11 protein-coding genes are annotated in these 15,542 nt (G+C 70.8%); 9 read left to right on the forward strand and 2 right to left on the reverse strand.

Features of this window, described 5'->3' with window-relative positions; genetic code table 11:
• Positions 1-3 precede the first annotated feature (3 nt).
• The 7 genes from rpsE to NCI01_RS16315 all read left to right on the forward strand — a co-directional run bounded on the left by rpsE (position 4) and on the right by NCI01_RS16315 (position 5,411).
• On the forward strand, positions 4-621 hold the full coding sequence (gene rpsE, locus NCI01_RS16285) for a 30S ribosomal protein S5 (RefSeq protein WP_172262161.1): 618 nt from the start codon (positions 4-6) through the stop codon (positions 619-621).
• On the forward strand, positions 621-803 hold the full coding sequence (gene rpmD, locus NCI01_RS16290) for a 50S ribosomal protein L30 (protein WP_056599717.1): 183 nt from the start codon (positions 621-623) through the stop codon (positions 801-803). The genes rpsE and rpmD overlap by 1 nt, the downstream gene beginning before the upstream one ends.
• Position 804: 1 nt before the next feature.
• Positions 805-1,245: a 50S ribosomal protein L15 gene (gene rplO, locus NCI01_RS16295; RefSeq protein ID WP_254182545.1), complete on the forward strand. Its 441-nt coding sequence runs from the start codon at positions 805-807 to the stop codon at positions 1,243-1,245.
• Positions 1,246-1,449: 204 nt separating this feature from the next.
• Entirely contained in the window at positions 1,450-2,745 is a 1,296-nt protein-coding gene (gene secY, locus NCI01_RS16300; protein ID WP_254182546.1) for a preprotein translocase subunit SecY, read from the forward strand.
• Positions 2,746-3,321: an adenylate kinase gene (locus tag NCI01_RS16305; RefSeq protein WP_254182547.1), complete on the forward strand. Its 576-nt coding sequence runs from the start codon at positions 2,746-2,748 to the stop codon at positions 3,319-3,321.
• Between the two features lie 16 nt (positions 3,322-3,337).
• Complete coding sequence (map, locus tag NCI01_RS16310; RefSeq protein WP_254182548.1) at positions 3,338-4,162, forward strand: type I methionyl aminopeptidase; 825 nt, start codon at positions 3,338-3,340, stop codon at positions 4,160-4,162.
• A 217-nt stretch (positions 4,163-4,379) separates the two neighbouring features.
• Complete coding sequence (locus NCI01_RS16315; RefSeq protein ID WP_254182549.1) at positions 4,380-5,411, forward strand: TerC family protein; 1,032 nt, start codon at positions 4,380-4,382, stop codon at positions 5,409-5,411.
• 24 nt (positions 5,412-5,435) lie between these two features.
• Here NCI01_RS16315 and NCI01_RS16320 read toward each other — a convergent pair whose 3' ends face one another.
• Positions 5,436-6,890, reverse strand: a complete 1,455-nt coding sequence (locus NCI01_RS16320) for a serine/threonine-protein kinase (RefSeq protein ID WP_254182550.1) — start codon at positions 6,888-6,890, stop codon at positions 5,436-5,438.
• Positions 6,887-8,029, reverse strand: a complete 1,143-nt coding sequence (locus NCI01_RS22810; protein ID WP_254182551.1) for an FHA domain-containing protein — start codon at positions 8,027-8,029, stop codon at positions 6,887-6,889. Before NCI01_RS22810 ends, NCI01_RS16320 begins: the two co-directional genes overlap by 4 nt.
• A gap of 206 nt (positions 8,030-8,235) precedes the next feature.
• On the opposite strand from NCI01_RS22810, the gene NCI01_RS16330 reads away from it, so the two are divergent.
• Both NCI01_RS16330 and NCI01_RS16335 read left to right on the forward strand, forming a co-directional pair.
• Positions 8,236-14,505, forward strand: a complete 6,270-nt coding sequence (locus tag NCI01_RS16330) for an Ig-like domain-containing protein (protein ID WP_254182552.1) — start codon at positions 8,236-8,238, stop codon at positions 14,503-14,505.
• Between the two features lie 57 nt (positions 14,506-14,562).
• Positions 14,563-15,534, forward strand: coding sequence for an AAA family ATPase (locus NCI01_RS16335; protein ID WP_254182553.1), 972 nt, complete (start codon positions 14,563-14,565; stop codon positions 15,532-15,534).
• Positions 15,535-15,542: the final 8 nt, after the last annotated feature.

Genomic DNA, 15,542 nt, shown 5'->3' on the forward strand with positions numbered 1-15,542 from the left:
CTCATGAGCGGAGCCCAGCGCGGACAGCGCAGCGGTGGCTCGGGCGACCGTCGCGGACGCGACAACGGTCGTGGCCAGGCCGAGAAGTCTGTCTACATCGAGCGAGTCGTGGCGATCAACCGAGTTGCCAAGGTCGTGAAGGGTGGTCGTCGCTTCAGCTTCACCGCCCTCGTGATCGTCGGCGACGGTGAAGGCCTGGTCGGCGTCGGCTACGGCAAGGCGAAGGAAGTCCCCGCGGCGATCGCCAAGGGTGTCGAGGAGGCCAAGAAGCACTTCTTCAAGGTCCCCCGCATCCAGGGCACCATCCCGCACCCGGTCCAGGGCGAGAAGGCCGCGGGCGTCGTCCTGCTGCGTCCCGCCGCTCCCGGTACCGGCGTCATCGCCGGCGGCCCGGTGCGTGCGGTCCTCGAGTGCGCCGGCATCCACGACGTGCTGAGCAAGTCGCTCGGCTCGTCCAACCAGATCAACATCGTCCACGCGACCGTCGAGGCGCTGCGGATGCTGGAGGAGCCCGAGGCCGTGGCTGCTCGCCGCGGCATGCGGGTCGAGGACGTCACCCCGGCCGCGCTCCTCAAGGCGCGTGCCGAGGGCCAGGCCGAGACCGCGGGGGTGCAGTCCTGATGGCACAGCTCAAGGTCCAGCAGAAGCGCGGACTGGTGGGTCTCAAGGCCAACCAGCGCGAGACGCTGCGTTCGCTCGGTCTCAAGCGGATCGGCGACGTCGTCGTGAAGGAAGACCGCCCGGAGATCCGGGGCATGATCAACACTGTCCGTCACCTGGTGACGTTCGAGGAGGTGGAGTGACATGACGCTCAAGCTGCACCACTTGCGTCCCGCTCCGGGTGCCAAGACCGCCAAGACCCGCGTGGGTCGCGGTGAGGGCTCCAAGGGCAAGACCGCCGGCCGCGGTACCAAGGGCACCAAGGCGCGCTACCAGGTCCCGGCTGCCTTCGAGGGTGGCCAGATGCCGATCCACATGCGCCTGCCCAAGCTGAAGGGCTTCAAGAACCCCTTCCGCGTGGAGTTCCAGGTCGTGAACCTCGACCGTCTCGGGGAGCTGTTCCCCGAGGGCGGCACCGTGACCGTCGACGACCTCGTCGCCAAGGGCGCGGTTCGCAAGAACCAGCCCGTCAAGGTCCTGGGCCAGGGCGACATCTCGGTCGCCGTCCAGGTCAGCGCCGACGCGTTCTCGACCTCCGCCAAGGAGAAGATCGAGGCTGCCGGCGGCACCGCGACCGTGGCCTGAGGCCGCGATCTCGCACATCCGGTGAAGGCCTGGCCGCACAGTGGGAACTGTCGGCCGGGCCTTCGTCGTTCTCCCCCTGGTCGTCGGGGGAGAAGCTGGTCGAACCCCGACTGTTAGGCTTCCCCGGGCCCTCTGCCGTACGACGGCGAGGGTGTCTCGTCCGCCCGCCGACCACGGCCGGGCACCCATACGAAAGAGGAACCAGTGCTAGGCGCGTTCGCCAACGCTTTCCGGACTCCGGACCTGCGGCGCAAGCTGCTCTTCGTCCTGCTGATCATCGCGATCTTCCGGCTCGGCTCCCAGGTGCCCACCCCGGGTGTGCACGTCGCCAACGTCCAGGCGTGCATCGACCAGCTGGAAGAGGGCGGCCTCTACAGCCTGATCAACCTCTTCTCGGGTGGTGCGCTGCTCCAGCTCACCATCTTCGCGCTGGGGATCATGCCCTACATCACGGCCTCCATCATCCTGCAGCTGCTCGTCGTGGTGATCCCACGGCTCGAGGCGCTGAAGAAGGAGGGGCAGGCCGGCCAGACGAAGATCACCCAGTACACGCGCTACCTGACGCTCGGCCTCGCCGTGCTGCAGGCGACCGGCATCGTGGCACTCGCGCGCAACGGCGCCCTGCTGCAGGGCTGCACGCGCGACCTGCTGCACGACGACGGCACCGCGACCTTCCTCGTCATGGTCGTCACCATGACGGCGGGCACCGCGGTCATCATGTGGCTCGGTGAGCTCATCACCGACCGGGGCATCGGCAACGGCATGTCCATCCTCATCTTCACCCAGGTCGTCGCCACCTTCCCGGCGTCGCTGTGGAGCGTGCAGACCTCGCAGGGCTGGGTCACCTTCGGCATCGTGATGGTGATCGGCCTCATCCTGGTCGCGGGCGTCATCTTCATCGAGCAGGCCCAGCGCCGCATCCCCGTGCAGTACGCGCGCCGGATGGTCGGGCGCAAGATGTTCGGCGGCAACTCGACCTACATCCCGCTCAAGGTCAACCAGGCCGGCATCATCCCGGTCATCTTCGCCTCGTCGCTGCTCTACCTGCCGGCGATGGCGGTGCAGTTCAACCCCGAGAGCCAGAACCCCGTGCTCGACTTCATCGGGACCTACTTCGTCAACGGCGACCACCCGCTCTACATGGCGACGTACTTCCTGCTGATCATCTTCTTCACGTACTTCTACGTCTCGATCACCTTCAACCCCGTCGAGGTGGCGGACAACATGAAGAAGTACGGCGGCTTCATCCCCGGGATCCGGGCGGGCAAGCCGACCGAGGACTACCTGTCCTACGTCCTGTCCCGCATCACGTTCCCTGGAGCCCTCTACCTCGGCCTGATCTCGTTGGTCCCGCTCGTCGCCTTCGCGATGATCCAGGCCAACCAGAACTTCCCGTTCGGCGGCACGTCGATCCTCATCATGGTCGGCGTGGCGCTCGACACCGTGAAGCAGATCGAGAGCCAGCTCCAGCAGCGCAACTACGAAGGATTCCTGAAGTAGATGAGACTGATCCTGATGGGCCCGCCGGGTGCGGGCAAGGGCACCCAGGCCCGCTTCGTGGCCGAGCACTTCGGCATCCCGGCGATCTCCACCGGTGACATCTTCCGCGCCAACGTCTCGCAGGGCACGCCGCTCGGCGTCGAGGCCAAGCGCTACATGGACGCGGGGGAGTACGTCCCCGACGAGGTCACCAACCTGATGGTGCGCAACCGCATCGACGAGCCCGACGCGGAGCCCGGCTTCCTGCTCGACGGCTACCCCCGCACCCTGGCCCAGGTCACCGAGCTCGACGGCATGATCGCGTTCACCGGTCACCAGCTCGACGCGGTGGTCGTGCTGACGGTCGACCCCGAGGAGCTCGTCCAGCGTCTGCTCCAGCGGGCGCAGACCGACGGCCGTGCCGACGACACCGAGGACGTCATCCGGCGCCGTCAGGAGGTCTACGCCGAGCAGACCGAGCCGCTGATCGGGGTCTACCGCGAGCGCGGGATCCTGGTCGAGGTCGACGGGGTGGGCGAGGTCGACGAGGTGACGGCCCGCATCTTCGACGCCCTCGACGTCGTCCCCCAGAGCTGACGGCCGGCGCAGGGCCATGGGGTTCCGTGACCGAGGGATCGAGATCAAGACCCCTGAACAGATCGACCTGATGCGCGTCGCGGGGCGGCTCGTGGGGGAGACGCTGGAGCTGCTCCGGGCGGCCGTGCGTCCCGGGGTGACCACCCTCGAGCTCGACGAGCTGGCCGAGGCCAACATCCGCGACCACGGCGGCGTGCCGTCGTTCAAGGGCTACAGCCACCCACCCTTCCCGGCGACGATCTGCGCGTCGGTCAACGACGAGGTGGTGCACGGCATCCCCGGCCCGCGCACGCTGGCTGAGGGCGACGTCATCTCGATCGACTGCGGCGCCATCGTCGAGGGCTGGCACGGCGACGCGGCGATCACCGTGCCCGTCGGCGAGGTGGCCGACGAGGTGACCGAGCTGCTGCGGGTCACCGAGGAGTCCCTGTGGCGCGGCATGGGCGCGGCGCGACTCGGCGGCCGCGTGGGCGACATCAGCCACGCCGTCGAGACCTACGTCCGCTCGCAGGGCCGCTACGGCATCCTCGAGGACTACACCGGGCACGGGATCGGCACGGAGATGCACATGCCGCCCAACGTGCCCAACGTCGGTCGACGCGGCCGCGGCCCGTCGATCGTGGAGGGTCTCGCGCTCGCCGTGGAGCCGATGGTCACGCTGGGCACCAAGCACACCGACCTGCTCGAGGACGAGTGGACCGTCGCAACGGTGGACGGGTCCTTCGCCGCGCACTTCGAGCACACCTTCACGGTGACGCCGGAGGGCGCGTGGGTGCTGACCGCGGTCGACGGCGGGCAGTCCCGGCTGGCCGCGCTCGGCGTCCCATTCGGCGGACGCTGACGGCGATTTCGCGCCCGCCACGGACCGCGTGACACACTGACGCGGTTGGAGGGGAGTATTCCCCGGCAGTGGTGTCGTCAGTACGGCGTCCGCGCGAGCGGCGCCCGGTGCCACTGGTTCGCCGCCAGGGTTCCCCGGACGAGCGAGCGGAAGAGACCTCCGGCGTCCGTGCGCTGCGCGGACACCGATCTCGCCTCATCCCCTAGGAGCTGACAGCGTGGACGTACCCACCTGGGTCTGGATCGCCACCGGCGTGGTGACCCTCGCGATCTTCACCTTCGACCTCGCCGTCGTCGGCCGCCGGCCGCACGAGCCGAGCATGAAGGAGTGCGCGACCTACCTCTCGATCTACGTCGGTCTGGCCCTCCTCTTCGGCCTCGGCGTCTGGTACACCTCCGGCGGGACGTCCGCCCTGGAGTTCTACTCCGGCTGGCTGGTGGAGTACTCGCTCTCCATCGACAACCTCTTCATCTTCATCATCATCATGGCGAAGTTCGCCGTGCCCCGGGAGCTCCAGCAGTACGCCCTGATGATCGGCATCGTCATGGCGCTGGTCATGCGCGCCATCTTCATCGCCGTCGGTGCCGCGGCGATCAGCAACTTCAGCTGGATCTTCTACCTCTTCGGCCTGTTCCTGGTCTACACCGCGGTCAAGCTGGCCAAGGAGGGCAGCGAGGACGAGGACGACGAGTTCGAGGAGAACAAGCTCGTCGCGTTCGTCGAGCGCCGTTTCCCGGCCACCTCGGAGTGGCACGGCAAGAGCCTGGTCATCACCGGTGAGGGCGCCAAGAAGATGATCACGCCGATGTTCATCGTGATCCTGACCCTCGGCACGACCGACCTGCTGTTCGCGCTCGACTCGATCCCGGCGATCTTCGGCATCACCAAGGAGCCCTACCTGGTGCTGACCGCCAACATCTTCGCGCTGATGGGCCTGCGCCAGCTCTACTTCCTCATCGGCGGCCTGCTCCAGCGCCTGATCTACCTCTCCTACGGCCTCGCGTTCCTGCTGGCGTTCATCGGCGTCAAGCTGTTCTTCCACGCCCTGCACGAGAACGAGCTGCCGTTCATCAACGGTGGCGAGCACCTCGACTATGCCTGGCTGGAGATCCCGATCTGGCTCTCGCTCGTGGTCATCCTCGCCACGCTCGCGATCACCGCGGTGCTGTCGCTGTGGGCCTCGGCCCGGATGTCGCGCGAGGAGCAGGACGCCGCGACCGGCCCCCGCCGCGACTGGGAGGACGACTGACGCCCTGACGTCGGGACCCGCGGGTCAGGACACGCACTGGCTGGCGCTGGGCGAGTTGTCCGACCCGCGGGTCATCCGCACGTCGAGGCACACCGGGTCGTCGGTGCGCACGAGCAGCCGCCTGCGGGACGTGCTGCCGTACTCGTCGGTGTCGTCGCGGTGCCAGCTGAAGGAGTCGCCGTCCTGCACCGGCACGGGCGGACGCCACTCGAACAGCACCCCGCGAGGCGTACGGCTGCCCGTGAGCGTCACCGCCTCGACGAGGACGTCGGGGACGACGTCGGCGGGCGTCTGCGACTCGGTCGGGACGACGACCCCGGGGTCCTCGCCGCGGCCGTCGGCGCCGAGGACGAGGAAGCCGACCAGCAGCGCCAGGACCGCGACGCCGATCCCTGCCCAGACCAGGCCGGGCAGCCCGGCACGCTCCTCGTCGCCGTCCGGCCCGGCGGGTGACGGGTCCTGGGCGGCGATGCGTCGTGGCCCGCTCGCCGAGATCACCGTGACGGGCTTCATCGCCGTCGCGTCCTCGGCCGGCCCCGCCGCGCCGGAGGGTCCGAAGGAGATGGGCGAGCCCGCCGAACCCGGTGCCTCGCCGGCACTGACGGAGGCGTCGGGCCGGTCGCCCTCCACGGCGACCGCCGTGCGCGGCCAGCCGGCCGCCGACTCGATGCGCTGGAGCGCCCGGGCGAGCTCGAGCGCACTGGCCGGCCGGTGCTCGGGGCGCTTGGCCAGGCACTGCTGCAGGAGCCGGTCGAGCGCGGGCGGCACGTCAGGACGCTGGGTGGCCGGGGGAGCGGCGTGCAGGATGCGCGCGCTCAGGGCTCGCGTCGAGTTGTCGCCCGACGGGATCGAGAACGGGGACCGACCGACGAGCAGGTGCCAGATGGTGGCGCCGAGGGAGTAGACGTCGGAGGCCACCGACCCGTTGGACCGGCCGTCGAGCAGCTCCGGCGGCGACCAGGGGTAGGAGATGCGGACGTCGTTGTCGCCGTCGACGTCGGCCATGTGGCCGGCGATGCCGAAGTCGGTCAGCGCCGGCTCGTGGTAGGTCGTGACGAGGACGTTGCTGGGCTTGATGTCGCGGTGGAGGATGCCGGAGCGGTGGGCGGTCTCGATGGCGCTCGCCAGCTTGATGCCGGTGGAGACCGCGTCGACCGGGGCCATCGGGTTGGCGCGCACGCGCACGCCGAGGTCCGGCGGCGGGCAGTAGCGCATCACGAGGAACGGTCGGCCGCCCTCGGCCGTGACACCCGCCGTGATCACCGAGACGATGTAGGGGTGGTCGGCCAGGCGCGCCATCGCGTTGGCCTCGGCGGTGAAGAGGTACTTCTCGCGGTCGGTCAGCGGGACGTCGGGACGCACGACCTTGACCGCGACGCGCTGGCGCGGCCACTGCTGCTCGTAGAGGAAGACGTCGGCGAAGCCGCCGCTGCCCAGGTGCTCGACGAACGCGAACCCCGGGATGACAGGTGCGCTCACCGGGTGACCGCCCCCGCCTCGTAGCGGACGCTGTAGACGTGCGCCATGTCGAGCACCGTGCCCGGCTCGAGCACGTAGGCGTCACCGGGCCTCATGCGCTCCGGGTCGCGACCCGGGGGAGCGATCGTGGTGCCGCCGCGACTGTCGAGGTCACGGGCGATGACGTCCCAGCCGTCGAGCTCGATGTGGAGGTGCCGGCGCGACACGAAGGAGTGGTCGGACGGCAGGTGGACCAGGTGCGGCCAGTCGGTGCTGCCCTCGGCCGGCGCGGGCTTGCGGCCCAGGATCACGCCCCGGTCGAGCGGGACGACCTCACCGGTGGGCAGTCGCAGCCCACCCAGGGCCGGCCGGTCCAGCCGCCGCGGCTCCTGCGGGGCAACGCGCTGGTGGCAGACCCGGCACTGCGGCGAGATGGGCGGAGTGAGGTGGCCCAGCGGACAACTGACGGCCAGCACCGTCGGAGCAGTGCTGTGGCTGAGGTGCGCCGGTCGCAGCGACGTGGCGCCGTCGTGGTCGTCGGGCGCCGGTGCGGGGGTCGGTGACGCCGGGGGGCGGATCGTGGTGTGCGCCCCCTCCTCGATGCGCTGCATCATCAGCGGGTCGGGCTCGGAGGTGTCGACCAGGGCTCCCGTGTCCTCGACCGGCCTCCGCAGGCGGGTGCGCGGAGGAGGTCCGTCGGGACCCTTGGCGGCCAGGATGGCGTCGGGGATCCCGTCGATGAGAGCGGTCGTCGGCGCCGGCGGCGGGGTCTCCTGGAGGCGGTGCGCCGGCGCGGTGCGGGCTGTGACCGGCGTGAGCTCGACCCGGTCGGCGGCGACCACCCCGCCCACCAGGCGCCGGGTGGCCACCAGGCTGTCGGGGTCGGCGCCCGCGTCCAGGCTCAGCACCCGTGCGGGACCGGCGAGGCGTACGTGACCGGCTCCGCGGGACAGCGTCGTCGACGCGCCGGACGTGAAGTCGACGAGCGCGAGACCGGGCGGGTCGCCCTCGAACGCCTTCTCGGCGATCGCCAGCACCCGCTCGGCGACGCTCGCCCCGGACGGCGCGGTCAGCGTGACGGCGTCCCAGATCTCCTGGACGACCCGCTCGTCGCCGGGGTCGGTCAGCAGCACCCAGTGCGCGCCACTGCCGACGAGCACACCAGCCCCACTGGCGTACCGCGCTTCCACGATCAACGTCGGCTCCCCTCGTACACGCCCAACGGCTCCATCATCACCCATCACGCCTGTCCCGCGCACGTGGTCGGGATTTGTCGGGAACTTGTCCGAACCTCTGCCACATACATACGCTCCTCCCGGGTGAGTGCGGCGGGCGTACCTCATCCGTGGGGCCAAGGGGGACTGGCGTGGCACGTGTGACTGCTCTGCGTCGACACCGGGCAGGCATCGCCTCCGGCGTCGCGCTGGCAATCGCATCCACCGCCGTCGTCGTCTACGCCGTGTCGGCCGACGGGTACAAGAAGCACGAGGCCGAGCTCAACGACGGCGGCGTGTGGGTCGTCAACGGCAAGAAGGGCTGGTCCGGCCGCCTCAACAAGCCGATCAACCAGCTCGACGGCGTCGTGCCGGGCGACAACGGCAAGGCGCGCCTCGACGTGGTGCAGGACGGCGCGGCCGTCGTCACCCTCGACGCCGGCACCAGCCGCGGACAGGTCATCGAGACCAGTCGGCTCGAGGCCCAGGACGGCGGCTCCGCCGCGATCCCGGTCACCGGTGACGTCGCCATGGCCGGTGGCACGCTCGCCACGGCGGACGCGGAGACCGGCGAGGTGTGGGCCGTCCGCTACGACGACCAGCTCGGCAAGCCGCTGGTCAGCGCCGTCGACCGCCAGGCCGAGCCACTGGCCGAGGCCGGCGAGGGGGCTGCCCTGACGGTCAGCCAGGCGGGGACGGTCGTGGTGACCTCCACCGAGGAGGGCACCGTCACGACGCTGGCCCCCACCGACGCCGGCTTCCGCAAGCCCCGCGCCCGCGACCTCCCCGGCGACGCGGGCCAGGTGTCCGACGTGACCACGGTGGGCGAGCGCATCGTCACCCTCGACGCCGATGCCGGAGTGCTCGGGGTCGTCGACGGTCCCACCGTCTCCGTCCCTCCCGGCAGCAGGCTCCAGCAGGCGGGACCCGCCCACGACACGGTGCTGGTGGGTGCCCCGGACGGGCTCCTGGCCGTGGACCTCGAGTCCGGCGACGTCACGACCGTCTCCGACAGGTCCGGCAACCCCGTCGAGCCGGTCCGCCTCGGGGCGTGCGCGTTCGGCGCCTGGTCCGGTGGTCGCGGCGCCGTGGCCGTGCAGTGCGGGTCGCAGGACGTCAACGAGAAGGGCCTCGGCGGCGACGCGACCAGCCTGGCGTTCCGGGTCAACCGCGGCGAGATCGTCCTCAACGACGCCAACAGCGGCACCGTCTGGGACGTGCAGCAGGACAAGCCGGTCCGGATCGACAACTGGGAAGCCTTCACGTCGAAGAAGAAGAACAAGGACGACGACGAGGAGAACGAGAACCAGAGCGAGGCCGACCGCCGCCCGCCCCGCGCCAAGCCCGACTCCTACGGCGTCCGCGCCGGGCGGACGACCGTGCTCCACCCGCTCGACAACGACTCGGCCCCGGAGGGCCGGCTGCTGAGCATCGTCGACGTGGACCAGCCGTCGGGCGGCGCCCGCGTCGAGATCAGCCCCGACGGCCAGACGCTGGTCCTCCAGATGCCCCAGGACGCACGGCCCGCCCGGTTCGACTACTTCATCGACGACGGCCGCAACGGCCTGTCCGCCAACGCCACCGTCGACGTCGAGGTGCGCGGCAGCGTGCAGAACGAGGCCCCCACGGTGCGCGAGGGTTGGAAGAAGCCGACCTACAAGGTGCCGCACCGGGGCGAGCTGGCCGTCCCCGTGCTCGCCGACTGGCGGGACGACCGCGACGGCGACACCCTGCTCCTCGACTCCGCGAAGGCCGTGGGCGGCGAGGAGACCGGGGCCACCGCCCGCACCACCGCGGACGGCCGGATCCGGTTCACCGCTCCGTCTGGCGCGGCCGACGGGCCACAGATCGTCCGCGTGGAGTTCGCCGTCACCGACGGTCGCTCGGCGCCGGTCCCGAAGTCGATGAGCTTCCAGGTCCAGGCGCCCAAGGACCAGAAGGCCTACGCCCCGCAGGCCGAGCCCGACGTCGTACGTGGTGAGGTCGGCAAGCCGATCAAGATCCGGCCGCTGCTCAACGACCTGCCCGGCTCGGACCCCAACGCCCCCGACGCCGAGCTGTCCCTGGGCGGCAAGGTGCCGCAGCAGCCCAACGCCAAGGTGGTGACCGACCTCGACGCCGGCCAGCTCACGTTCACCGGCGAGCGGGCAGGCACCTACTTCCTCAGCTATGACGCGGGCTTCGGCAACGCGCCGCTCGACCAGGGCACCATCCGGGTCGACGTGCGGGCGCGCCCCAAGCGGGCCGCGGAGCCCATCGCCATGCCCGACACCCTCACCGTCTTCGGGCAGGCGCCGGGCATCGTCGACGTGCTGGCCAACGACCTCGACCCGGCGGGCGGGCTGCTGGTCGTGCAACGGGCCGTCGGGGACCGCGCCGGCCAGCTCGACGTCGCGATCGTCGACGGACGCTGGTTGCGCATCTCGGCGTCCGGGCCCGACCTCGCGCCGGTGACGCAGACCGTGTCCTACACGATCAGCAACGGCACCAGCTCGGGCGTCAGCGGGGAGGTGGTGGTCACCCAGCGGCCGGCGCCGGTCGACAACACCCCCATCACGGTCTCCGACAAGGTCGTCGTGCGAGCGGGCGGCTCGGTGGCGGCGCCCGTGCTCGACAACGACGTCTCCCCGGCCGGCGACCGGTTGACCCTGCTGAGCAACGTGTCGAGCAGCGACACCCCGGGCCAGCTCCCGGTGGTCGCCCCCATCGACGTCACGGGCGACGTCGGCAAGGCCTTCGTGACCGGACGGGTGGTCCGCTACGTCGCGCCCGACGACGTCGAGGAGCGCGACACCTACACCGTCACCTACGTCGCCCAGAACCTCGAGGGCAGGCGGGCCGACGGCACCCTCAAGGTGACCGTCGTGCCGGCCGACGACCCCAACGACGCGCCCGAGCCGCCGACGCTGGAGGGCCGGGTCGTCTCCGGCGACGTCGTCAAGGTCCGCGTGCCCGGGGTCGGGGTCGACCGCAACGGAGACCCGGTCACCGTCACCGGCATCACGTCCGCCCCTCGCCTCGGCCGGATCGAGGCCGTCGGGGGCAACTTCCTCGAGTACCAGGCCTATCCGCGCACGGCCGGCACCGACGAGTTCACCTACTCCGTCGTCGACTCCCAGGGCGCCTTCGCGACCGGCACGGTCCGCATCGCCGTCGTCGGGCTGGGGCAGCCCCAGCCGCCACTGGCCGTCGAGGACCGGCTCACGGTCGAGCCGGGGCGTACGGCGACCTTCGACCCGCTCGCCAACGACTTCATCGCCTCCGGCGACTCGGTCGAGGTCGAGATCCTCGACGGCCCGGACGGCGCCCGCCTCGACCCCGAGACCAACCTGGTCAAGGTCCCGGCACCCGACTCGGCGAAGGCACCACCGACCGTGCTCGTCTACCGGGTCACCAACGGCATCGACGAGTCGCGATCGACGATGACGCTGACCACGGCCGACGACTACGACAACCCGCCGATCGTCTACGACGCCTTCGGCCGGGCCGACGACAGCGGGAGCGTCGTCGTGGACGTCCTGGACGGCGCCTACGACCCCGACGGGGCGGTCGAGGACCTCGAGGTGGTCGAGGTCTCCGGCGATCCGTCGGCCCGCGTGGTCGACGGATCGCAGGTACGCGCCGACCGTGGCGAGGCCCCGAAGGTGCTTCCCTTCCAGGTCCGCGACGCCGACGGCGCGACGGCTGTCGCCTCCGTCTACATCCCGCCCACGGGCGACGGGCTTCCCTACGTCCTCCCCGGGTCGCTCATCGAGCTCGACTCCGGGGAGAGCACGACGGGCAAGGTCTCCGACTACATCGCCGCCCCCGACGGCGGCAAGGTGCGCCTCGCGTCCGGCCGTCGCTCGTGGTCCGCCTCGCCCACCGCCCTGACCGTCGGTCCGGACGGCGACAACCGGTTCACGCTGTCGGCGCAGGCCGGCTTCCGGGGGCCCGGCTCGGTCCTCGTCGAGGTCACCACCGCCACCGACGCCAGCGGCAACGAGGACGCCACGACGACCGACGACGGCGTCACGGCCATCCTCTCCATCCCGGTGGTGGTGGGTGACGACACACCGTCGCTCGAGTGCCCCACCAGCGTGATCCCGATGTCGGCCGGCCAGCGCTACGACCTCGACATCGCGACGTACTGCACGGTCTTCACCGTCGACCCCCGGGACGCCGTCGGCCTCGACTTCACCGCCGAGTGGAGCCAGGCCGTCGACGGTGTGGAGCTCGGCGGCCCAGCGGGCTCCGTCGTGACCGTCACCGCCTCCGACGACGTCACCGAGGGCGGCGAGGCCGTGCTGACCGTGCGCGCCGGCGACAGCAACGCCCAGGTGGTGCGGTTCCAGCTGGACAAGGCCCCGCCGCCGCGTCTCAACCCGATCCGCGTCGAGACGATGGAAGCCGGGCAGAGCCGCACCTACGACATGGCCGCCTACCTCCAGGCAGGTGTCGCCAACCCCGATCCCACCATCGTGCAGGTGCAGAACACCGGCACCCCCGGGGTCCGGGCGAGCGTCAACGGCGGCCGGCTGACGCTCACCGCCGACCGCGACACGCGTGGCGCCGAGGCCAGCTTCCGGCTGGTCGTCAGCGACGTCGACGACAGCGACCCGCCGTCCTCGCGCACGGCCGAGGGCCGCATCCAGTTCCGGGTCATCGGCACGCCGTCGGCGCCCGGTGAGCCCCGCCCCTACCCGCTGTCCGACGAGGTCGGCACCATCAAGATGGGCTGGGCCCCGCCCGACGACGACGGGGGCGCTCCGGTCACCCACTACGTGGTGCGGGAGGAGAAGACCGACGCCCGGCAGCGGTGCGACACCAACGAGTGCGTCTTCCGCAAGCTCAAGACCGGCGGCAACTACAGCTTCCGCGTGCAGGCGGTGAACCGCGTCGGCGGCAGCGCGTGGAGCAACCTGTCCCGCTCCGCCCGGGCCGACACCCAGCCCGGCCGGGTGCAGAACATCCGGATGGCCGGCCGGGACGACGGCCAGATCACCATCGCCTGGGACAAGCCGTCCACCAACACCTCGAGGATCCTCGACTACACGATCACGTGGCCCGGCGGCCCGACCGCGGTCGTGCCCGGCAACCAGCTGAGCTACACCGCCCTCGGCCTGGACAACAACGACCGTTACGTCTTCACCATCAAGGCCCAGAACCAGGTGGGCTACTCGCTGCCGCGCTCCTCGACGGAGATGCAGCCGCTCGGCACGCCGCCGGCACCCGCGGCCCCGGCGCTGACCGACCTCGAGTCCGGCGCCAACCAGACCAACATCCGGATCGCCTGGCAGGCAGTGCTGCCCGAGGGCCCCGGACCCACCGTGTACACGGTCAGCTACTCCAACGGCGTGACCGCGGGGGTGGTGCCCGGCTGCCAGCGCCTTGCGTCATTGACCTGCACCCACGCCGGCGTGCCCTACGACGGCCTCACCTACACCTACACCGTCGTCGCCGCCAACCAGCCGGGTGACCAGCCCGGCAAGCGCTCGCAGCCGAGCGCGGGCACCTCGATCGAGGCCGTGGGGCGCCCGGCAGCCTGGGGCGCCTTCGACGTCTACGCCACCGGCAACAGCCAGGAGGCGGAGGTCAGGTACACCGTGCCGGACTCCCGCGGTGACGTGAGCAAGGTCGACATCCTCGTGGCGGGAGGAGTGGTCCGCACGATCCCGCAGCAGACCGGCACCACCACCCAGCGGATCCCCACCCCCAGCAACGAGCAGGCCTACCCGGTCCAGCTCCGCGTGTGCAACGAGGACGCGCCGGTCGGCTGCACCCTGAGCGCGGTGCAGAACGTGCAGAGCTTCGGCCGCCTCGACGACGCCCTGGGGTCGGTCCAGCCGATCGTCAACGGCAAGTCGATCCAGTGGGTGATCACGGGCACGAGCAACGGCGACCCGGCCGTGCTCGAGTACGAGATCCGCAACAAGGGCGGCGGGGGCACGGGGACCCAACGGTTCCGACCCACGGGAGTGGGCTCGTTCAGCTTCACCACCCCGGCGTTCAGCACTGAGAACTGGGCCCAGGAGCAGGAGATCTTCGTCGCGATCGGCGACGACGCGCCCGGTGATCGCGGTCAGGACTCGGGGTCGAACAGGGTCACCTCTGCGCCGCCGCCCCCGCCGACCGTCAGTATCAGTCGTGGTGACCGCTGCCAGGACGACACCGAAGGGATGCCGGCGTGCGCCACTGTCGCCGAGCCGAAGTGCACCGCCGACTCGTGCGCCATGGCAGTGTTGACCCTCAGGTTTGCGGAGGGGACGGCGACCAACTGGAACTGTGACTTCGACAAGTTCTGGCCGCGGCGCTCGAAGAGCGGCTCGGGCGACTTCTCCGGCCAGGTCGACGCCTACTACGCGTCGGGGGAGCAGGTCGTCGGCAACTGCAGCTTCGCCGGTGGTCTGGGCAAGGTCGTCTTCGACACGACATTCCCCTAGCGCCGCGGAGCGCGACCCCCCACGCCTCGATCGATCCCACACCACCAGGAGCACCTCTTGACGATCAGCCACGAACAGGCCGAGTGGTTCAAGTCGACCTTCGACCAGCTCACCGACAACATGGAGAAGGCCGTTCTCGGCAAGCGCCACGTCGTCCGGCTCGCGCTGACCTGCCTGCTCTCGGAGGGGCACGTCCTGCTCGAGGACTTCCCCGGCACCGGCAAGACGATGCTGGCCAGGGCACTCGCCAACACCGTGCAGGGAAGCCACGCCCGCATCCAGTTCACGCCTGACCTGCTGCCGTCCGACGTCACCGGCGTCACGGTCTACGACCAGCACAAGGGCACGTTCGAGTTCCACCCGGGGCCGATCTTCCACACGATCGTGCTGGCCGACGAGATCAACCGGGCCTCGCCCAAGACGCAGTCGGCGCTGCTCGAGGTGATGGAGGAGGGCCGGGTCACCGTCGACGGCGTCGCACACCCGGTCGGCAGGCCGTTCCTCGTCATCGCGACGCAGAACCCCATCGAGCAGGCGGGCACCTACCGCCTCCCCGAGGCGCAGCTGGACCGCTTCCTCATGAAGACCTCGGTCGGCTACCCCGATCGTCAGGCCACCGTCGAGCTGCTCAACAACGCTGCCGTCCGCGACCGCGCCTCCCTGGTCACCCCGGTGATCACCGCTGCCACGATCGCGCAGATGAGCGGCCTGGCCGACGAGGTCTACGTCGACCCGGCCGTCATCGGCTACGTCGCCGAGCTGGCCGAGGAGTCGCGCCGGCAGCCGCACGTCAAGCTCGGGCTCTCGGCGCGCGGGTGCCTGGCGTTCGTCCGCGTCGCCAAGACGTGGGCCGCCGCCGACGGTCGCGACCACGTGGTCCCCGACGACATCAAGGACCTCGCCGAGCCCGTGCTCTCCCACCGCCTGCTGCTCGACGCCGAGGCGCAGTTCAGCGGCGTCGACGTGCAGACGGTCATCTCGCGCCTGCTGGACGCCGTCGCGCCGCCGACCGATCGCGTGGGGGCCTGACGCCTCGA

This window comes from Nocardioides pinisoli, assembly GCF_024199985.1.
In the GTDB taxonomy this organism is placed as follows: Bacteria; Actinomycetota; Actinomycetes; order Propionibacteriales; family Nocardioidaceae; genus Nocardioides; species Nocardioides pinisoli.